The 18503-nt window shown below is 73.2% G+C and carries 18 protein-coding genes and 1 tRNA gene; 4 read left to right on the plus strand and 15 right to left on the minus strand.

Annotated elements, in window-relative coordinates; genetic code table 11:
* Window positions 1–37: 37 nt before the first annotated feature.
* Complete coding sequence (locus AVW11_RS25350; protein WP_030842606.1) at window positions 38–478, minus strand: DUF3574 domain-containing protein; 441 nt, start codon at window positions 476–478, stop codon at window positions 38–40.
* Between the two features lie 117 nt (window positions 479–595).
* Window positions 596–677 (minus strand) — tRNA-Tyr (locus tag AVW11_RS25355).
* A gap of 201 nt (window positions 678–878) precedes the next feature.
* Between AVW11_RS25355 and AVW11_RS25360 the strand changes: the two genes are divergently transcribed.
* The 3 genes from AVW11_RS25360 (at window position 879) to AVW11_RS25370 (ending at window position 4251) form a co-directional block, all read left to right on the plus strand.
* Window positions 879–1367, plus strand: coding sequence for a YajQ family cyclic di-GMP-binding protein (locus AVW11_RS25360; RefSeq protein ID WP_030030284.1), 489 nt, complete (start codon window positions 879–881; stop codon window positions 1365–1367).
* A 202-nt stretch (window positions 1368–1569) separates the two neighbouring features.
* The gene (locus AVW11_RS25365) at window positions 1570–2997 is read left to right on the plus strand and encodes a SulP family inorganic anion transporter (RefSeq protein ID WP_076046106.1); all 1428 of its coding nucleotides are present in this window, start codon (window positions 1570–1572) and stop codon (window positions 2995–2997) included.
* An 18-nt stretch (window positions 2998–3015) separates the two neighbouring features.
* Window positions 3016–4251, plus strand: a complete 1236-nt coding sequence (locus AVW11_RS25370) for an APC family permease (RefSeq protein WP_030842598.1) — start codon at window positions 3016–3018, stop codon at window positions 4249–4251.
* Here AVW11_RS25370 and AVW11_RS25375 read toward each other — a convergent pair.
* The 13 genes from AVW11_RS25375 to AVW11_RS25435 all read right to left on the minus strand — a co-directional run bounded on the left by AVW11_RS25375 (window position 4235) and on the right by AVW11_RS25435 (window position 16267).
* Window positions 4235–4759, minus strand: coding sequence for an SMI1/KNR4 family protein (locus tag AVW11_RS25375; protein WP_076046108.1), 525 nt, complete (start codon window positions 4757–4759; stop codon window positions 4235–4237). The two genes, AVW11_RS25370 and AVW11_RS25375, sit on opposite strands and share 17 nt — an antisense overlap.
* Window positions 4760–4868: 109 nt before the next feature.
* On the minus strand, window positions 4869–5261 hold the full coding sequence (locus AVW11_RS25380) for a YccF domain-containing protein (RefSeq protein ID WP_030842592.1): 393 nt from the start codon (window positions 5259–5261) through the stop codon (window positions 4869–4871).
* Window positions 5258–6121: a zinc metalloprotease HtpX gene (gene htpX, locus AVW11_RS25385; RefSeq protein WP_060179538.1), complete on the minus strand. Its 864-nt coding sequence runs from the start codon at window positions 6119–6121 to the stop codon at window positions 5258–5260. Before htpX ends, AVW11_RS25380 begins: the two co-directional genes overlap by 4 nt.
* 207 nt (window positions 6122–6328) lie before the next feature.
* Window positions 6329–7861 (minus strand): NADH-quinone oxidoreductase subunit N, encoded by a 1533-nt coding sequence (locus AVW11_RS25390; protein WP_076046110.1) that lies wholly within the window; start codon window positions 7859–7861, stop codon window positions 6329–6331.
* Window positions 7858–9411, minus strand: coding sequence for a complex I subunit 4 family protein (locus AVW11_RS25395; RefSeq protein WP_076046112.1), 1554 nt, complete (start codon window positions 9409–9411; stop codon window positions 7858–7860). Before AVW11_RS25395 ends, AVW11_RS25390 begins: the two co-directional genes overlap by 4 nt.
* Window positions 9412–9449: 38 nt before the next feature.
* The gene (locus AVW11_RS25400) at window positions 9450–11498 is read right to left on the minus strand and encodes an NADH-quinone oxidoreductase subunit 5 family protein (protein ID WP_076046114.1); all 2049 of its coding nucleotides are present in this window, start codon (window positions 11496–11498) and stop codon (window positions 9450–9452) included.
* Window positions 11495–11878: an NADH-quinone oxidoreductase subunit NuoK gene (gene nuoK / locus AVW11_RS25405; protein ID WP_060179534.1), complete on the minus strand. Its 384-nt coding sequence runs from the start codon at window positions 11876–11878 to the stop codon at window positions 11495–11497. Before nuoK ends, AVW11_RS25400 begins: the two co-directional genes overlap by 4 nt.
* Entirely contained in the window at window positions 11878–12465 is a 588-nt protein-coding gene (locus AVW11_RS25410; RefSeq protein WP_030842574.1) for an NADH-quinone oxidoreductase subunit J family protein, read from the minus strand. Before AVW11_RS25410 ends, nuoK begins: the two co-directional genes overlap by 1 nt.
* Window positions 12462–13076, minus strand: coding sequence for a NuoI/complex I 23 kDa subunit family protein (locus tag AVW11_RS25415; protein ID WP_076046116.1), 615 nt, complete (start codon window positions 13074–13076; stop codon window positions 12462–12464). The genes AVW11_RS25410 and AVW11_RS25415 overlap by 4 nt, the downstream gene beginning before the upstream one ends.
* Window positions 13076–14044: a complex I subunit 1/NuoH family protein gene (locus AVW11_RS25420; protein WP_030842569.1), complete on the minus strand. Its 969-nt coding sequence runs from the start codon at window positions 14042–14044 to the stop codon at window positions 13076–13078. Before AVW11_RS25420 ends, AVW11_RS25415 begins: the two co-directional genes overlap by 1 nt.
* Window positions 14041–15279, minus strand: a complete 1239-nt coding sequence (locus tag AVW11_RS25425) for an NADH-quinone oxidoreductase subunit C (RefSeq protein ID WP_076046118.1) — start codon at window positions 15277–15279, stop codon at window positions 14041–14043. The genes AVW11_RS25420 and AVW11_RS25425 overlap by 4 nt, the downstream gene beginning before the upstream one ends.
* A complete protein-coding gene (locus AVW11_RS25430; RefSeq protein WP_030842564.1) occupies window positions 15276–15869 on the minus strand; it encodes an NADH-quinone oxidoreductase subunit B in 594 nt (197 codons plus the stop codon). Before AVW11_RS25430 ends, AVW11_RS25425 begins: the two co-directional genes overlap by 4 nt.
* Window positions 15860–16267, minus strand: a complete 408-nt coding sequence (locus AVW11_RS25435; RefSeq protein WP_030012240.1) for an NADH-quinone oxidoreductase subunit A — start codon at window positions 16265–16267, stop codon at window positions 15860–15862. Before AVW11_RS25435 ends, AVW11_RS25430 begins: the two co-directional genes overlap by 10 nt.
* A gap of 147 nt (window positions 16268–16414) precedes the next feature.
* Here AVW11_RS25435 and AVW11_RS25440 point away from each other — a divergent pair, with 147 nt between their 5' ends.
* A complete protein-coding gene (locus AVW11_RS25440) occupies window positions 16415–17608 on the plus strand; it encodes a sensor histidine kinase (RefSeq protein ID WP_030842561.1) in 1194 nt (397 codons plus the stop codon).
* Window positions 17609–18503 lie beyond the last annotated feature (895 nt).

Consider the following 18503-nt stretch of genomic DNA (forward strand, 5'->3'; position numbering starts at 1 on the left):
CTGGAGGCCGGCTCCGGGCCCGCCTCCCGGCGGCGGCTCAGAACTGCGCTTCCAGCTTGTCGTCGGAACGGCCGACCGAGTCCTGCTGGTAGCGGCTCTCGTAGGCGTCGCGGATCCGCTCGATACGCACGCTGCGGTCGTCGGCCTCCTTCTCCGGGTACAGCAGGACCACTTCGTAGGAGGCCTCCCGGACGATCTTGCCGTCCCCGCCGCGCCACTGGCCGTACCCGTCGTGGAGCGTCAGCCCCTCGGGGAAGGCGGGGGTGATCTCCTGGTCCAGGAACCGCATGAACTCCCGCTCCGCGACCGGGCGCCCGCCGTCGGCCCGCTCGGTGCCGAAGTACAGCCGGGTCTCCCGGTAGGGCTCCCCCACGTCCGTGTGCAGGGCGGCTCCCATCAGAGCCGGAATCCCCGCGCCGAGCAGGGCCATGAGAACCCCGCCGCCGACCTTCCCCCGCGTGTCAGATGTCCACTTCACCCCCGGTGAACGACCGGGGGCCCCCGACGATGCGGCCGACGCACAGCAGCGCCTCCGGGGATGCGAAAGAACCCCCGTCCGCTGCGTTTCCGCAGATGAACGGGGGTTCCACTCGCGTGGCGGCGCCAGGATTCGAACCTGGGTAGGCTAAGCCGACGGATTTACAGTCCGCTCCCATTGGCCACTCGGGCACACCGCCATGGGATGTCGCCTTCGAGGACCGCTTCTGGGCGGTTCTCCCTGGCAACGACGTAAACGATACCTGATGACCGGGGGTGCTTCGCCACCGGATTGATCAGCGCCGCGGGTGGGTGCGGTGGCTAGGCTTTGCCGAGCGGTCCGGGGTTGTCCGGCCGCGCCCCCCGGGGCGATCGCAATCGACTTCAAGGAGCCACAGCACATGGCCGACTCCAGTTTCGACATCGTCTCGAAGGTCGAGCGGCAGGAGGTCGACAACGCCCTCAACCAGGCCGCCAAGGAGCTCTCGCAGCGCTACGACTTCAAGGGCACCGGCGCCACCATCGCCTGGTCCGGCGAGAAGATCCTCATGGAGGCGAACTCCGAGGAGCGCGTCAAGGCCGTCCTCGACGTCTTCGAGACCAAGCTGGTCAAGCGCGGCATCTCGCTCAAGGCGCTGGACGCCGGCGAGCCGCAGCTGTCCGGCAAGGAGTACAAGATCTTCGCCACGATCGAGGAGGGCATCTCCCAGGAGAACGCCAAGAAGGTCGCGAAGATCATCCGTGACGAGGGTCCGAAGGGCGTCAAGGCCCAGGTCCAGGGCGACGAGCTGCGCGTCAGCTCCAAGAGCCGCGACGACCTCCAGGCCGTCCAGGCCCTCCTCAAGGGCAAGGACCTGGACTTCGCGATCCAGTTCGTGAACTACCGCTGACCCCGAGGTCCGCGACCTGTCACCACGCCGGCCCGGCGGTCTTCACCGACCGCCGGGCCGCGGTGGTCGCAGGGTGTGCGGGGTGTGTGCCGGGCGTGTGCGGCGTGCGCGCCGCCGCGGGCTTCCGTGGGCACTTGGGGGGCGGGGGGTGCGCCCAGCACGGTGGGTGGCATCACATCACCGTGTGGCAGGGGGTTCTCGGATGCCTGGGGCCGGCACGTTTCGCGCAGACTTCGGGGCGTCCGTCGTCGTCGCACTGGTCGCCATCCCCCTGTGCGTGGGGGTGGCGGTCGCCTCCGGGGTGCAGGCCGAGCTGGGGATCGTCACCGGCGTGGTCGGGGGGCTGGTCACCGGCTGGTTCCGCGGGAGCTCCCTGCAGGTGAGCGGGCCCGCGGCCGGGCTCACCGTGCTCGTCTACGAGGCGTTGCAGACGCACGGCACGGCCGCCCTCGGGGTGCTGGTGCTGGCGGCCGGCGCGCTGCAGCTGGGCATGGGGGCGCTCCGGCTCGGGCGGTGGTTCCGGGCGATCTCGGTGGCCGTCGTGCACGGGATGCTGGCCGGTATCGGGCTCGTGCTGATCTCCGGGCAGCTGTACGCCCTGGGCGACACGGAGGCACCCGGGCAGACCCTGGCGAAGCTGGGCGGGGTGCACGGGCTCGTGGCGCGGGCCGACTGGGCCGCGGTGCTGCTCGGGGTCGGGACCATCGCCGTCATGGTGGCGTGGCGTCGGGCGCCCGCCCGTCTGCGGCTGCTGCCGGGCGCGCTGGTCGGGGTGGCCGCCGCCGCCGGCGCGGCCGCCCTGCTGCGGCTGCCCGTCGAGAAGGTGCGGGTGACGGGGGTCCTGGAGGCCGTCTCCCCGCCCGCCTGGGGCGAGTTCGGGGTGCTGGCGTCGTTCGGCGCGGCCGGGACGGTGGTCGCGCTGGCGCTGATCGCCTCCGCCGAGACCCTCTTCAGCGCGGCCGCGGTGGACCGGATGCACGACGGGCCCCGGACGGAGTACGACCGGGAACTGATCGCCCAAGGCGTGGGCAACAGCGTCTGCGGGCTGCTCGGGGCGCTGCCGATGACCGCCGTGATCGTCCGCAGCGCCGCCAACGTGGAGGCCGGGGCGCGCACCCGCGCCGCCCGGGTGATGCACGGCGGCTGGCTGCTGCTCTTCGCCGTGGCCTTTCCCCAGGTGCTGGAGCTCGTGCCGCTGGCCGCCCTGGCGGGGGTGCTCCTGTACGCGGGGTGGAAGCTGCTGCCCGTCAGGGCGGTCGCGGCGCTGTGGCGCACGCATCGGGGGGAGGCGGTGGTGCTGGTCGCCACGGCCGGCGCGATCGTCGTCACCAACCTCTTCGAGGGGGTGCTGGTCGGGCTGGGGCTGGCCATCGCCAAGGCGGCCTGGGAGACCTCCCACGTCCACATCGAGGAGGTGTGGCAGGACGGGGAGCTGTGCGTGCGGGTCATGGGGAACGCCAGCTTCCTGCGGCTGCCCAAACTCCTCGACGCCCTGGACGCGCTGCCGCACGGGAAGCCGGTGCGGCTCGACCTGAGCGGTCTGCGCCATCTCGACCACGCCTGTCTGACGGCCCTGGAGGGCTGGGAGCGCACCCGGACGCCGCTCCCCGGCCGCGAGGGCGTCATCTAGGCCGATTACCCTCCGCCCGTGGACAACGAGCTGAAGCGGACCCTGGGAGTCTCCGACGCGGTCGTCGTCGGGCTCGGAGCGATGGTCGGCGCCGGGGTCTTCGCGGCCTTCGCCCCGGCCGCGCGGGCCGCTGGCGGGGCGCTCCTCGCCGCCCTCGCGGTGGCGGCCGTGGTGGCCTACTGCAACGCGCACTCCTCGGCGCGGCTGGCCGCCCGGTATCCGGCGTCCGGCGGTACCTACGTGTACGGGCGGGAGCGGCTCGGCCCCTTCTGGGGCCATCTGGCCGGCTGGGGGTTCGTGATCGGCAAGACCGCGTCCTGCGCGGCGATGGCGCTGACGGCGGGTGCCTACCTGTGGCCCGGGCGCGAGCACGCCGTGGCCGTGGCGGCGGTGGTGGCGATCACCGCCGCGAGCTACGGCGGTGTCCAGAAGTCCGCCCGGATCGCCCGGCTGATCGTGGCGGCGGTGCTGGCGGTGCTGGCCGGGGTGGTCGTGGTGTGCCTGTCCTCGGGTGCGGCCGCACCCGAGCGGCTCGTGGGGCCGCACTGGACCCTCTTCGGGCTGTTGCAGGGCGCCGGCCTGCTGTTCTTCGCGTTCGCGGGCTATGCGCGGATCACCACACTGGGCGAGGAGGTGCGCGACCCGGAGCGGACGATCCCGCGGGCGGTGCCGCTCGCTCTGGGGATCGCCCTGGTGGTGTACGCGGCGGTGGCGGTGGCGGTTCTGTCGGTGCTCGGCGTCGAGGGGCTGGCCCGGTCGGCGGCCCCGCTGGCCGACGCGGTGCGGGCGGCGGGTGTGCCGGAGATGGCGCCGGTCGTCCGGGTGGGCGCCGCCCTGGCCGCGCTCGGCTCGCTGCTGGCCCTCGTGCTCGGGGTGTCGCGGACGGTGCTGGCGATGGCCCGGGACGGCCATCTCCCGCGCGCGCTGGCGGCCGTGCATCCCCGGCGCCAAGTGCCGCACCATGCCGAGCTCGTGGTGGGTGCGGTCGTGGCGGTGCTCGCGGCCACCGCCGATCTGCGGGGCGCGATCGGTTTCTCCTCCTTCGGAGTGCTCGCCTATTACGCGATCGCGAACGCTTCCGCGTGGACTCTCGATTCAGCTGTCAAGGGGCGGGCCGTGGCGGCGGTCGGGCTGTCCGGCTGTGTGGTGCTGGCGTGTGCGCTGCCCCTCGCGTCGGCGGTCGCGGGGGCCGTGGTGCTGGCCTTGGGCGCCCTGGCGTACGGGGTGCGCGGTCGGATCAGATCCGGGATCTGAACTCCGCCCAGGGCGCGAGTTCCAGGTCGTGGTCCTCCCCCAGGGCGGACTCCTCGCAGAACCACGCGGTGCCGTCGAGCCAGCCGCGCAGCCAGCACGCCAGGCCCGGTGCGTCGACGGACCAGGCGAGGTCGGGCTCTCCGGGATTGGGGTCGAACAGCAGCACCTGGGCCGTTTCGGATCTGCAGTCCACGCAGGCGTACATGGCGCAGCCGAGGTCGGCGACGGGCAGGACCGCCTCGGGCCACCGCCAGCCGGAGGCGCGCTGCGCCGCGTAGGCGCCGACGGCCTGACGCAGTGGCAGGAGCCCGCGCTCCGGGCCGAATCCGCCGTCCCCGACGCCGGTGTAGAGCCCGGCGAGCAGGGGCGGCAGGGCGAAGCCGAGTATGCCCTCGGCGCGGGCGATCTCCCCGGCGCCCAGCGGCGTGGGCAGGGGCTTTCCCTGGGCCCGTGCGGAGGTGCGCGCACGGTCTGCGACTTGCTCCAGCAACTGCTCGGTCTCGTTCATGCGTTCATGGTGACGCACGCCACTGACAGCTCGCCGCCCCTGTGGAAAACCGCGCCGGGACGGGCCTGGCCGTCCGCGGCGCGGTGCGCAACGATCGGCCCGCGTGTCGTCAGCGGGAGGCGAACGGGGCGTCCGTGGGGACGATTTCGCGGCCCAGCGGGAGCAGGGAGAGGGGGACCATCTTGAAGTTGGCGATGCCGAACGGGATGCCGATGATCGTGACGCAGAGGGCGATGCCGGTGACGATGTGGCCGAGGGCCAGCCACCAGCCGGCCAGCACCAGCCACAGGACGTTGCCGATGCAGGACGGGGCGCCCGCGTCGTGGCGCTCGACCGTGGTGTAGCCGAAGGGCCAGAGGGCGTAGACCGCGATGCGGAAGGCGGCGATGCCGAACGGGATGCCGATGATGGTGATGCAGAGGAGCACACCTGCGAGCAGGTATCCCAGGAACAGCCAGATGCCGCTGAGGATGAGCCAGATGACGTTCAGGATTGTCTTCATTGGCGGCGGCCTGCCATCTGTTCGAGCCGGGCGATGCGCTCGGCCATCGGAGGGTGGGTGGAGAACATCTTGGAGAGGCCCGCGCCGGGCCGGAACGGGTTGGCGATCATCATATGACTCGCCGTTTCCAGACGTGGCTCCGGCGGCAGCGGCAGCTGCTTGGTGCCCGCGTCGAGCTTGCGCAGGGCGCTGGCCAGGGCGAGCGGGTCTCCGGTGAGCTGGGCTCCGGAGGCGTCGGCCTCGTACTCGCGGGAGCGGCTGATGGCCAGTTGGATCACCGAGGCGGCCAGCGGGCCCAGGATCATGATCAGCAGCATGCCGAGCAGGCCGGGTCCCTCGTCGTCGTTCGACCGGCCGATCGGGATGAGCCAGGCGAAGTTCACCAGGAACATGATCACGGAGGCGAGTGCTCCGGCCACCGACGAGATGAGGATGTCGCGGTTGTAGACGTGGCTGAGCTCGTGGCCGATGACTCCGCGCAGCTCGCGCTCGTCGAGGATGCGCAGGATGCCCTCGGTGCAGCAGACCGCGGCGTTGCGCGGGTTGCGGCCGGTGGCGAAGGCGTTCGGGGCCTCGGTGGGTGAGATGTAGAGCCGTGGCATGGGCTGGCGCGCGGACGTGGAGAGCTCGCGCACCATGCGGTAGAGCTGCGGAGCCTCGAACTCGCTGACGGGGCGGGCGCGCATCGCGCGTAGAGCCAGCTTGTCGCTGTTCCAGTACGCGTAGGCGTTCGTCCCGAGGGCGACGATCACGGCCACGATCAGGCCGGTCCGTCCGAAGAAGCTGCCGATGAGGATGATGATTGCGGACAGCCCGCCGAGGAGTACGGCGGTCTTGAGCCCGTTGTGCCGGCGGTGCACGGTACGCCCTCCAAGTGGTGCGGCAGGGGAGCCCGTCATGGATTTGAGGGTCTACGGTCCAGTGGACCCTCCCTTCCTGGTCAACGCGAGGTGGCGGCGTCTGGTTCCCAGGGCGCGCCGCGGCGGCGGCCCGCCGCCGCCCCCTCGGCGGGGGTGGCGGGGCCGCCGCGCGCATTACTCCGTACGGGGCAACCGCCCGGGTGCGGGCTACTGCGTGAAGAGGCTCCCCGACGCGACGCGCAGGACGAGCTGCGGGGCACCCGAGAGGACGACCGCGGTGACCGCGGTCGCGACGATGGCCGCCGCGACCGGCCAGGGGGCCTTCGTGCGGGCCCGTGCGCCCTCCGCGCCCTCGGGTGCTCGGAAGAGCAGCGCCGTCCACCGCAGGTAGTAGTACAGGGCGATGACGACGTTGATCGCCATGAGCACGGCCAGCCAGCCCAGGCCGGCGTCGACGGCGGACTGGAAGACGGTGACCTTGGCGAAGAGCCCGATGATGCCCGGCGGCAGTCCGGCGAGGCAGAGCAGGAAGAAGGCCAGGGACAGGGCGGCGAGCGGGTGCTCGGCGTACAGGCCGCGGTAGTCGCTGATGCGGTGTTGCGGCTTCGTGCGGGCGACGAGGGCGGCAACGGCGAAGGCGCCGAGGTTCACGGCGGCGTACATGAGGGCGTAGGCCAGGGTGGAGCCGATCTGGTCGCGCTCGGAGTACGCGGCGGCCGCGATCGGGACCAGCAGGTAGCCGGCCTGGCCGACCGAGGACCAGGCGAGCAGCCGGACGGCGCTGTTCGGGCGGTCGGCGGACTGCCGCACGGCTGCGGCGTTGCCCAGGGTCATGGTGAGCGCGGCGAGGACGGCGACGGCCGGGCCCCAGACCTGCGAGTACGCCGGGAAGGCGATCACCGTGACGAGGATGAGGCCGGTGAAGCCGACGGCCTTGCCGATCACCGAGAGGTAGCCGGCGATGGGCAGGGGCGCGCCGACGTAGGTGTCGGGCACCCAGAAGTGGAACGGGACGGCCGCGGTCTTGAACGCGAAGCCGACCAGGGTGAGCGCGACGCCGGCCATGGCGAGGGTGTCGAGCTGCCCGGGGACGTCCTCGAGCCGGTCCGCGACCTGGGTGAGGTGCAGCGATCCGGTGACGGCGTAGACGAAGCTGACGCCCATCAGCGACACGGCGGTGGCGGTGACGGAGGACAGGAAGAACTTCAGGGCGGCCTCGGAGGAGAGCCGGTCGCCGCGGCGCATGCCCACGAGCGCGAAAGCGGGCAGGGAGGCGACCTCCAGCGCGACGATCAGGGTGGCGAGGTCGCGGGAGGCGGGCAGCAGGGCGGCGCCGGCGGCGGAGGAGAGCAGCAGGAACCAGTACTCGCCGGCGGGCATCCGCGTGTCGCGGACGGCGGTGACCGACAGGAGGGCGGTGAGCAGGGCGCCGGCCAGCACCAGGAACTGGACGACCACCGTGAAGTGGTCGGCGACGTAGCTGCAGGCCTCCGGGTCGGCGGTGAGGCAGAAGGTGGAGCGGTCCCCGGCGCGCAGCGGCAGCAGGGTGGCGGTCGCGGCGGCCAGGCCGGCCACGGAGATCCAGCCGAGGACCGGCTTGTGGCGCTCGGTGACGAAGAGGTCGGCGACGAGGACGGCCACGCCGACGACGGCGGTGATCACCACGGGGGCGATGGCGAGCCAGTCGACGGACTGGACCAGGCTGGGGGTGTCGGCCGCGAGGGCCGGCAGGGCCGTCATGAGTTGCCTCCTGCGAGGAGCTGCTGAACGGCCGGGTCGGTGAGGCCGAGGAGGAGCGCGGGCCACAGGCCGGCGAGGACGGTGAGGGCGACGAGCGGGGTCCAGGCGGCGAACTCGTAGCGCTGGACGTCCGCGACGGCGAGGGCGGGGCCGGCCTTCGGGTCTCCCATGCAGACGCGCCGTACGACGACCAGCAGGTAGGCGGCGGTGAGCAGGGTGCCGAACGCTCCGACGGCCGTGTACGTGAGGAATGCGGCGCGGGACAGGCCCTCGGCCGGGTCGAAGGCGCCGAAGAGGGCCAGCATCTCGCCCCAGAAGCCGGCCAGGCCGGGCAGGCCCAGGGAGGCGACGGCGGCGAAGGCGAGGAGCGCGCCGAGGCGGGGGGCGCGGCCGTAGAGGGCGGCGCCGGTGGCTCCGGCGAGGGTGTCGAGGTCGGCGGTGCCGTAGCGGTCCTTGAGGGCGCCGACCAGGAAGAAGAGGAGGCCGGTGATCAGGCCGTGGGCGATGTTGGCGAAGAGGGCGCCGTTGACTCCGGTGGGCGTCATGGACGCGATGCCGAGGAGGACGAAGCCCATGTGGCCGACGGAGGAGTAGGCGATGAGGCGCTTGAGGTCGCCCTTGTTCCCCTTGCGGGCCAGCGCGAGGCAGGCGAGCGATCCGTAGACGATGCCGACGGCGGCGAAAGCACCCAGGTAGGGGGCGAAGGTGGCCATGCCGTCGGGGGTGACGGGGAGCAGGATCCGGACGAACCCGTACGTGCCCATCTTCAGCAGGACGCCGGCCAGGAGGACGGATCCGACGGTGGGGGCGGCGGTGTGGGCGTCGGGCAGCCAGCTGTGCAGGGGCCACATCGGGGTCTTCACGGCGAGGCCGAGGCCGATGGACAGGACGGCCAGCAGCTGGGTGGTGTGGGACAGTTCGCGGCCGTTGTCAGAGGCGAGTGCCACCATGTCGAATGTGTCCGCCGTCACACCGATGAGGAGGAGGCCGAGCAGCATCACGACGGAGCCGAGGAGCGTGTAGAGGATGAACTTCCAGGCGGCGGCCTGCCGCTGGGCGCCGCCCCAGCGGGCGATGAGGAAGTACATCGGGATGAGGACCATCTCGAAGGCGAGGAAGAACAGCAGCAGGTCGAGGACGGCGAAGGTCGCGAGGGTGCCGGACTCCAGGACGAGGAGCAGTGCGACGAAGGCCTTCGGGGAAGGGCCGGCGGGGAGCTTGAAGTAGCTGTAGAGCGCGCAGAGGAAGAACAGCAGCGCGGTCATCACGAGGAGGGGGAGCGAGATGCCGTCGACACCGAGGTGGATCCGGACGTCCAGCGCCGGGATCCAGCTGATGTCCGTCGTCGCCTGGAAGCGGGACGGGGCGTCGTGGTCGAAGCCGAGGGCGAGGGCGATCGCCGCGGCGAGGATCACGCCGGTCACGGTCACGCCGTGGCGGAGCACGGCCTGCTCGGGGCTGCGGCCCTTGAGGCCGGGCGGGGCCGGCAGGAGGGCCGCGACGGCGCCGAGGAGCGGCGCGGCCACGATGAACGCCAGAAGGAACTGCATCACGGACGGGCTGATATCAATCACGGCTGACTCACGGCTCACGATCCGGCGTTGACGTTGGCGAGGACGGCGGTGGCGATCGCCAGGACCACGGCGCCGGCGAGCAGGGCGCTCAGGTAGCTCTGCACGTTGCCGGTCTGGGCCCGGCGGACGAGGCCGCCGAGCAGCCGGGTGCCGGTGCCCGCGCCGCGGACGTAGGTGTCCACGACCTCGCGGTCGAGGAAGCCGACGAGGCGGGCGGCCGCGCGGACGGGGCGGACGAACAGCCGGTCGTAGACGGCGTCGAGGTGGAAGCCGGCGGCGGCGTGGCGGTGCAGGGGGCCCAGGAGGGCCCTGGCGGGGTCGGCGGCGGGACCCGCCGGGACGGCGGGGTGCTCGTGGGTGACTTCCGCGACCTCGGGCGTCTCGGCCGCGGACTCGGCGGCCGCGGTGGCCGCGGACACCGCGGCGGCCACGGCGGCCGGCTCCTCGGCGGCGGTGGCGGCGCGGGCGGGTCCGGCGGCGGGGGCGGTGGCGGCCTTGGCCGTGGCGCGCTGCCAGAGGGCGTAGGTGAGCATCGCGCCGATGACGGCGGCGCCGGTGCCGAGGACGGAGGTGGCCAGGGTCGGGGTGAGGGCCCTGCCGTCGAACCAGTCGGCGAGCGGGTCCGCCGCGAGGCCGAAGGCGACCGAGGGGACGGCCAGCAGCCACAGCACGCCGGTCATGGCGAAGGGCTCCTTGCCGTGGTCGGGGGCGGCGGCGCCCCGGCCGCGGAAGGCCATCAGCCACAGCCGGGCGGCGTAGGCGGCGGTGAGCAGGGCGGTGAGCACGCCGGCGGCCAGCACCAGCCAGCCGGCTGCGGCGGGAGCGGCGTCCGAGTGGCCGGTGGCGGCCTGCTCGGCGGCGACGAGGACGGCTTCCTTGGAGAAGAAGCCGGCGAAGGGCGGGATCGCGGCGAGGGCGAGCAGCGCGATCGTCATCGTCCAGAAGGCGTCGGGAATGCGCTTGGCCAGGCCGTCCATCCGGGACATGGCGGCCAGGGAGTTCGTACCCGCGGCGTGGATGATCACGCCCGCGCCCAGGAAGAGGAGCGCCTTGAAGGCGCCGTGGGACAGGAGGTGGAAGACGGCCGCGCTGCGGTCGGCGACGGCCAGGGCGCCGGTCATGTAGGCGAGCTGGCCGATCGTGGAGTAGGCGAGCACCCGCTTGATGTCGTCCTGGGCGAGGGCGGCGAGGCCGGAGCCGACCATCGTGACGGCCGCCATGACGGCCATCACCACCAGTGCGGCGGCGGAGGCCGCGAAGACGGGAAGGAGGCGCGCGATGAAGTAGACACCGGCGGCGACCATCGTCGCGGCGTGGATCAGCGCGGAGACGGGGGTGGGGCCCGCCATCGCGTCGGGGAGCCAGGTGTGCAGCGGGAACTGCGCGGACTTGCCGGCGACTCCGGCGAGCAGGAGCAGCGCGATCAGCGTCGGGTGGTCGAGTCCGCCGGCGGCGACGGTCCCGAGGATCTTGGTGATCCGGAAGGAGCCGGCGTCGGTGGCGAGCGCGAACAGGCCGATGAGGAAGGGGACGTCGCCGAGCTTGGTGACGAGGAAGGCCTTCAGGGAGGCGGAGCGGGCCGCTTCGGTCTCCCAGTAGTGGCCGACGAGGAAGTAGGAGCAGATGCCCATGACTTCCCAGCCGACCAGCAGCACCATCAGGTCGCCGGAGTAGACGACGAGCAGCATGGCGGAGGTGAACAGGGAGACGAGGCCGGCGTACGAGGGGTAGCGCGGGTCCTCGCGGAGGTATGCCGTCGAGTAGAGCTGTACGCAGGTGGCGACGACGCCGACCAGGACGGCGACCAGTGCGGCGAAGCCGTCGATGTACAGCGAGAGGTCGATCGGCACCGAGCCGGTCGGGGTCAGCTCGGTCGCGGTGCTGATGGGCTGCCCGCCGCCCTGGCGGACGGCGACGGTCACGGCCAGTACGGCGGCGGTGAGCGTCGGCAGGATCGCGAGCGGGCGGACGAAGCCGGGGGCGGTGCGGCCGAGCAGCAGGCCCGCCACCGCGCCCAGGAAGGGCAGCAGCGGGACGAGGACGGCGAGGGTCGTGGTGCTCACGCGGCGACCTCCGGCCGGGCGGTGCTGGTGGTGTCTGCGGTGCTGCCGCCGGTGGTGTTCGGGTCGGGCTCGTGGCCTTCGGCGGTGTCGCGCAGGCGGTCGACGTCGGAGGTGCCGCGGTTGCGGTACACCATCAGCACGATCGCGAGGCCGATGCCGATCTCGGCGGCGGCGATGGCGATGGTGAAGAGGGTGAGGGCCTGGCCGGCGTGCAGGGTGTCGCGCAGCCATACGTCGAAGGCCACCAGGTTGAGGTTGACGGCGTTGAGCATCAGCTCGACGGACATCAGGACCAGGATGGCGTTGCGGCGGGCGAGCACTCCGTACAGGCCCGTGCAGAAGAGGAGCGCCGCGAGCACGGCGGGGTAGGCGAGGTGCATCAGCGCTTCCCCTTGTCACGGGCGTCGGCGGGGTCGTTGCGGCGGGACAGCACGATGGCGCCGATGAGGGCGGCGAGGAGGAGAACGGAGAGTGCCTCGAAGGGCAGCACCCAGTGCTGGAAGAGGATCTCGCCGGAGACCTTCGTGGAGCCCTGGACCGGCCCGTCCAGGTCGATCCAGGTGGTGCGGAAGGCGTCGACGACCACCCAGACCAGGGACGCTGCGGCGACGACGGCGACGCCGAGCGCGATCCACCGGTTGCCGGAGTCCGCGTCCGGGGAGCGGCCGATGGGGGCCTTGGTGAGCATCAGCCCGAAGAGGAGGAGGACGATCACGGAGCCGAGGTAGATCAGGACCTGGACCCAGGCGATGAACTCGGCGGTCAGCAGCAGGTACTCGACGGCGATGCCGCCGAGGGCGACGACCAGCCAGAGGGCGGCGTGCACCAGCTGCTTGGTGGTGACCGTGACGAGGGCCGCGCCGAAGGTGGCGAGGCCCACGAGGAGGAAGGCGATCTCGACGCCGGTCGGGGACAGGAAACCGGGCCCGTTGGTGGCGGCTGCGGCCACGGTGGCGGCGGGGGTCACGCGTCTGACTCCGGGGTCGGGGTGGTCGGCGGTTCGTTCTCGGCCGCCTGCGCTGCGGCTTCGGCTGCGGCGGCCGCCGCAGCGGCTGACGCTGCCGCTTCGGCCTTCTCCACCGCCTTGCGGGCGGCGCCGATCTCCTTGGGCTCCTCGGCCCGCGGGTCGAGGGCGGGCGGGGCGGGGACCGTCCACATCCACTCGCGCAGTTTGTCGCGCTCGTGGGTCAGCTCGTGGATGTCGGTCTCCGCGTACTCGAACTCCGGCGACCAGAAGAGGGCGTCGAAGGGGCACACCTCGATGCAGATGCCGCAGTACATGCAGAGCGAGAAGTCGATCGCGAAGCGGTCGAGGACGTTGCGGCTGCGCTCACGCCCACCGGGTGTGACGGCGGGGACCGTCTCCTTGTGGGAGTCGATGTAGATGCACCAGTCGGGGCACTCACGGGCGCAGAGCATGCAGACCGTGCAGTTCTCCTCGAACAGGCCGATGACCCCGCGGGAGCGGGGCGGGAGCTCGGGCTGGACGTCGGGGTACTGGGCCGTGTGCGAGCGCTTCGTCATGGTGCGCAGCGTGACGGCCAGGCCCTTGGCGAGGCCGGATCCGGGGATGGGCATTACTGGATCGCCACCTTCACGATGCCGGTGAGCGCGATCTGGGCGAGCGCGAGCGGGATGAGTGCGGTCCAGGCGAGCTTCTGGAGCTGGTCCTCGCGCAGGCGCGGGTAGCTCACGCGGAGCCAGATCACGACGAAGGCGAGGACTGCGGTCTTGAGCAGCGTCCAGACCCAGCCGAGGCCCTCGGCGCCGAGGGGGCCGTGCCAGCCGCCGAGGAACAGGACGGTGGTGAGGAAGCACAGGACGACGATGCCTGCGTACTCGGCGAGCAGGAACAGGGCGAAGCGCAGGCCCGTGTACTCGGTGTACGCGCCGAAGATGATCTCGGAGTCGGCGACGGGCATGTCGAAGGGGGGCCGCTGCAGTTCGGCGAGGCCGGCGGTGAAGAACACGAGGGCGCCGACGATCTGCCAGGGCAGCCACCACCACTCGAAGGCCTCCACGATGCCGGGGAGGGAGACCGTCCCGGCGGCCATCGCCACGGAGGCGGCGGCGAGCAGCATGGGGAGTTCGTAGGCGAGCAGCTGTGCGGCGGTGCGCAGGCCGCCGAGCAGGGAGAACTTGTTCGCGGAGGCCCAGCCGGCCATGAGGGAGCCGAGGACTCCGACGCCCATGACGGCCAGTACGAAGAACACGCCGGCGTCGATGACCTGGCCGACCGCGCCCTCGCCCGGGCCGATCGGGATGGCGAGGAGGACGAGGAGGTACGGCAGCAGGGCGACGGCGGGGGCCAGCTGGAAGATCCGGCGGTCGGCGCCCGCGGGGACGACGTCTTCCTTCTGCGCGAACTTCACGCCGTCGGCGACGAGCTGGGCCCAGCCGTGGAAGCCGCCGGCGTACATCGGACCGAGGCGGCCCTGCATGTGGGCCATCACCTTGTGCTCGGTCTGCCCGACGACGAGCGGGAGCACGAGGAAGACGGCGAAGACGACGATCAGCCGCAGGGCGACGTCGAGGACGTCGTTCACGCGTCGCCTCCGTTGTCGGTGGTGGGGTCGGTCTCGGGGGATGCCCCGGGCCCGTCCTTCTGGGCCGGCCGGGGGGCCGGCTCGCCGAAGGCGGGCTTCGGGTCGTGCCAGGGGGCGTCGGAGCTGCGGGGTGCGGGGCGGCGCGGGGCGCGCGGCGCGGGCTCCGCGGCCGGGGCGTCGGCGTCCGGGGCGGCCGGCCCCGTGCCGGTGGCCTCGCCGGCCGGCGCGGCCTCGGCCTGGCTCGCCGAGCCGTCCGCCGCGCTGCGGGTGCGGCGCGGCGGGCGGGCCGGAGCTTCGGTGGTCTCCGTCGCCGGAGCGGCAGCATCCGGGGCTGCCTGCTCCGGAGCGGCATCGTCCGCGGCGGCGGCGTCGGCCGCCTGGCTCGCGGAGCCGTCCGCCACCGAGCGGGTGCGGCGCGGCGGGCGGGCCGGGGTTTCCGGGCTCGGCGCGGCCTCGGCCTGGCTCGCGGAGCCGTCCGCCACCGAGCGGGTACGGCGCGGCGGCGGGGCGGCGGCGGCTTCGGCGGCCTGGGTGGCCGAGCCCTCGGCGACCGATCGGGTCCGGCGGGCGGGGGCGCCCTCGCGCGGGGTACGCGCGGCGGCGCCGGCTGCTCCGGCGGCACGCGGGGTGCGGGCCGGACGGGTCGGGGCCGGCGGGAGCTGGCCCTTCAGCGGGCCCCAGTCGTTGGGGTCCGGCACACCGGGCGGCAGCATCTGGCGGCGCTTCGGGGCGTCGGGGTCGTGGGCCTCGCCCGGCTCCTTGGCGCCCGGCCAGGCCTTCGCGACGCGTGCGGCCAGCACGAAGTCCTTGCGCAGCGGATGCCCCTCGAAGTTCTCCGGGAGGAGGAGGTGCACCAGGTTCGGGTGGTCGGTGAAGGTGATCCCGAACATCTCGAACGTCTCGCGCTCGTGCCACTCCGCCCCCGCGTAGACGGCGACCGCCGACGGAAGGGAAGGGGCGCCGTGCGGGACGGTCGTGCGCAACAGGAGCCGGCGTACGCGGTGGTTCTCCAGCGACGCGACGTGGGCGCAGACCCGGAAGCCGGTGCCGGGCTCGTCCACGGCGCTCAGCCAGTCGAAGTACGTGCAGCCCAGCTTGTCCCGGGCGATCTCCAGCGAGGAGATCCAGCTGCCGACGGGCACGTCCACGGTGAGGACGTCGTACGACAGCTCCGCGGTGGCCTCGGCGCCGAAGACCGTCGGCGCGGCGTCGGGGAGGGAGTCGTAGAGGTTCACGCGCCGGCCCCCTGTCCGGGTGCCGGCGGGGCCGTGACCAGGCCGCTGGTCAGCTGGGAGACGGACGGACCGGAGGCGTAGCGTTCGGCCAGCGACTCGCGGGCGATCTTCTCCTGGAGCTTGAGGATGCCCTGGAGGAGCGCCTCCGGGCGCGGCGGGCAGCCGGGTACGTAGACGTCGACGGGGATGATCTGGTCGACGCCCTTCGTCACCGAGTACGAGTCCCAGTACGGGCCGCCGCAGTTGGAGCAGGCCCCGAAGGAGATGACGTACTTCGGCTCCGGCATCTGCTCGTACAGCCGCTTGACGGCCGGGGCCATCTTGTCCGTGACGGTGCCCGAGACGATCATCAGGTCGGCCTGGCGCGGCCCCGGTGCGAAGGGGATGACGCCGAGGCGGATGAAGTCGTGCCGGGCCATGGAGGCGGCGATGAACTCGATCGCGCAGCAGGCCAGGCCGAAGTTGAAGACCCACAGGCTGTACCGGCGGCCCCAGTTCAGGACCACCTTCATCGGTTCCGGGGCCAGACGGGAGAGGACTCCGAGGCGCTTGGGCTCGGGGAGCAGCTCCGGCTGAGGTGTCACGTCCATTCGAGGACGCCCTTCTTGTACGCATAGAGCAGGCCGACGGCGAGGAAGCCCAGGAAGATGAACATCTCGACCAGGGTCGTGGCGCCGTAGCCGGCAGCGGCGAACACCGTCGCCCACGGGAAGAGGAAGATCGAGTCGACGGCGAAGATGACGTAGAGGAAGGCGTAGACGTAGTAGCGGACCTGGGTGTGCGCCCAGCCCTCGCCGACGGGGTCCACGCCGCATTCGTACGTCAGCAGCTTCTCGGGCGTCGGGACCACGGGCCGCAGCAGGCGGCCCGCGCCGAAGGCGACGGCCACGAAGAGCACACCGAGAGCCGCGAGCAGTCCGACGACCGAATAACTCCGGAAGTAGTCCGCCGCGAGCACGGTTACGGTCGATACCGTTGGTTCGGGCACGTCCGTTCCTCGCTCCTCGGTCACTGTCGACGATCTGGTACGGACGGGAGTCTAGGGCCTGCCTCACACGGGGTGGGGTTATCCCCCGTTCACAGCACCCCGGCCACCCCATGGCATCAGCGAGCCGCGCTTGACAGGCTGTCGCGCATGACCACGAGCCATGCCATCGCCGACGACGACAGGCCTCCCCGCGTCCGGCCCGTATTCAGCGCCGTCACGTGGAAGGAAATCGCCCATCTGGTGACCAATCTGCCTGAGGCGATCCTCGGTTTCGTTTACGCGGTTGTCATGGTTTCCACCGCGGGCGGTCTTTCCGTGACCGCGATCGGACTTCCTTTGCTTGCCGTCGGTCTCTTCCTGTCTCGGCAATGGGGACGGCTGGAACGCGCCCGCGCGCGAATGCTCCTGGGCGTACGGGTGGAGGAGCCGACCCCGCTCCCCGGGCCGCGGCGGTCCGGGGGGTTCTTCCCCTGGCTGTGGACGGGCATCAAGGATCCGGTGGGCTGGCGGACCGTGCTGTACCAGCTGATCCGGCTGCCCTGGGGGGTTCTCACCTTCACGGTAGTCCTGGCCGGGCTGTTCGTGCTGTGGCCGGTGCTGCCGTATCTGGTGCGGCTGCTCGCGAACGCGGACCGGGCGATGGTACGGGGCCTGCTGTCGCCCTCCGACGACCTGGAGCGGCGGATCGCGGAGCTGGAGTCGGACCGCGGCGTGGTCGTCGACACGGCCGCCGCCGACCTGCGGCGCATCGAGCGGGATCTGCACGACGGTGCGCAGGCGCGGCTGGTCGCGCTGGCGATGGGGCTGGGCCTGGCGAAGGAGAAGCTGCTGGAGGACCCGGAGGGTGCGGCGGCGATGGTCGACGAGGCCCACGGGGAGGTGAAGCTGGCGCTCCAGGAACTGCGGGACCTGGCCCGCGGGATCCACCCGGCCGTGTTGACGGACCGGGGGCTGGACGCGGCGCTGTCGTCGGTGGCGGCACGGTGCGTGGTGCCGGTGAAGGTACTGGTGGACCTGCCGCCGGGGCAGGAGGCCCGGCCGGCGGAGGCGATCGAGGGGATCGCGTACTTCGTGGTGTCCGAGCTGCTGCAGAACGTGAGCAAGCACGCGCGGGCGCGGGGCGCGACGGTGGAGGTCTGGCGGGCGGAGGCCCGGCTGATGATCCGGGTGTCGGACGACGGGCGGGGCGGCGCGGACACGACCGGCGGGAGCGGGCTGGCGGGGCTGGCGGAGCGGCTGGACGCGGTGGACGGGGTGCTGGTGGTGGACTCCCCGGAGGGGGAGGGGACGGTGGTGACGGCGGAGCTGCCGTGGCGGGACCGGGTCCCGGGCCGGGGCTGAGGTCGCGGCACCGGGGGACTCCCGTCCGGGGTGGGCGGGGGTCCCGTTCGCGCGTCCGGCCCGCCGCCGCTTCCCGGCCCGCCGCCGGACCGCGCCTCGCCTCGCCGGCGCCGGTGGCTCGCGCCCTTGCGGGGCGGCGGTGGCCCGGCCCCGCTGGCCGCCCCCGGCCCCGCCGGCGTCTGCGGTCTGAAGCCCGCGCCGATCCGGCCCGCCGGGGGCGCCAGCGGTAGCCGGGGCACCCCGCAGGGGGCCAGGGCCCAGGGGGTCAGGGCCGGGGCCAGGGGGCTCCCGCAAGGGCCAAGGCCACGGGCGCGCCCGCAGGGCCGGGCCGCCGCCCCGCAGGAGGCAGGGCCGGGGACACCGGCGCGCCCGCGGGGCAGGCCGGGGTCACCACCGCCCCTGCAAGTGCCCGCGCCACAGGCGCCCCGCAGGGCCCAGGCCATCGGCGCGTCCGCAAGGGGCAGGGGCTCGGGCGCGGCCGCAAGGGGCCCGCCCCGCGTCGGCGGCGCCCCCGCAAGGCCCGAGCCTCTCGCCGCACCCGCAGGGCCCCCGCCACCCGTGCGCCCGCAGGGGGACGGCCACCGGCGCGCCCGCAAGGGCTGGGCTCGGGCGCGGCCGTAGGGGCGGCCCGGGACCGCGCCGCGCCGCAGGGGCCGGGCGGCGTCGGCGCAGGGCCGGGTGGGAACGGCGCAGGGGGCGGTGCGCAGGCCGGGGCAGGGGGCGGTGCGCAAGCCGGGGCAGGGGCCGGGGCGGCGTCGGCGCAGGCCGGGGCGGCGTCCACGCAGGCCCGGGCGGCGTCGGCGCAGGGGGCGGTGCGCAGGCCGGGGCAGGGGGCGGTGCGGGGGGGGGCGGGGGGGGGTTAACCCCCGGGGGGGGAGGCCTACCCGCCGCATGG

The sequence above is a fragment of the Streptomyces amritsarensis genome (genome assembly GCF_001953875.1).
In the GTDB taxonomy this organism is placed as follows: Bacteria; Actinomycetota; Actinomycetes; order Streptomycetales; family Streptomycetaceae; genus Streptomyces; species Streptomyces amritsarensis.

Coding starts and splice junctions, on each gene's coding strand:
- AVW11_RS25395 (WP_076046112.1), bottom strand. CDS start 9,411: ATGCAGTTCCTTCTGGCGTTCATCGTGGCCGCGCCGCTCCTCGGCGCC.
- AVW11_RS25380 (WP_030842592.1), bottom strand. CDS start 5,261: ATGAAGACAATCCTGAACGTCATCTGGCTCATCCTCAGCGGCATCTGG.
- AVW11_RS25390 (WP_076046110.1), bottom strand. CDS start 7,861: ATGACGGCCCTGCCGGCCCTCGCGGCCGACACCCCCAGCCTGGTCCAG.
- AVW11_RS25365 (WP_076046106.1), top strand. CDS start 1,570: ATGCCTGGGGCCGGCACGTTTCGCGCAGACTTCGGGGCGTCCGTCGTC.
- AVW11_RS25375 (WP_076046108.1), bottom strand. CDS start 4,759: ATGAACGAGACCGAGCAGTTGCTGGAGCAAGTCGCAGACCGTGCGCGC.
- AVW11_RS25415 (WP_076046116.1), bottom strand. CDS start 13,076: ATGCCCATCCCCGGATCCGGCCTCGCCAAGGGCCTGGCCGTCACGCTG.
- AVW11_RS25430 (WP_030842564.1), bottom strand. CDS start 15,869: ATGGACGTGACACCTCAGCCGGAGCTGCTCCCCGAGCCCAAGCGCCTC.
- nuoK (WP_060179534.1), bottom strand. CDS start 11,878: ATGCACCTCGCCTACCCCGCCGTGCTCGCGGCGCTCCTCTTCTGCACG.
- AVW11_RS25360 (WP_030030284.1), top strand. CDS start 879: ATGGCCGACTCCAGTTTCGACATCGTCTCGAAGGTCGAGCGGCAGGAG.
- AVW11_RS25440 (WP_030842561.1), top strand. CDS start 16,415: ATGACCACGAGCCATGCCATCGCCGACGACGACAGGCCTCCCCGCGTC.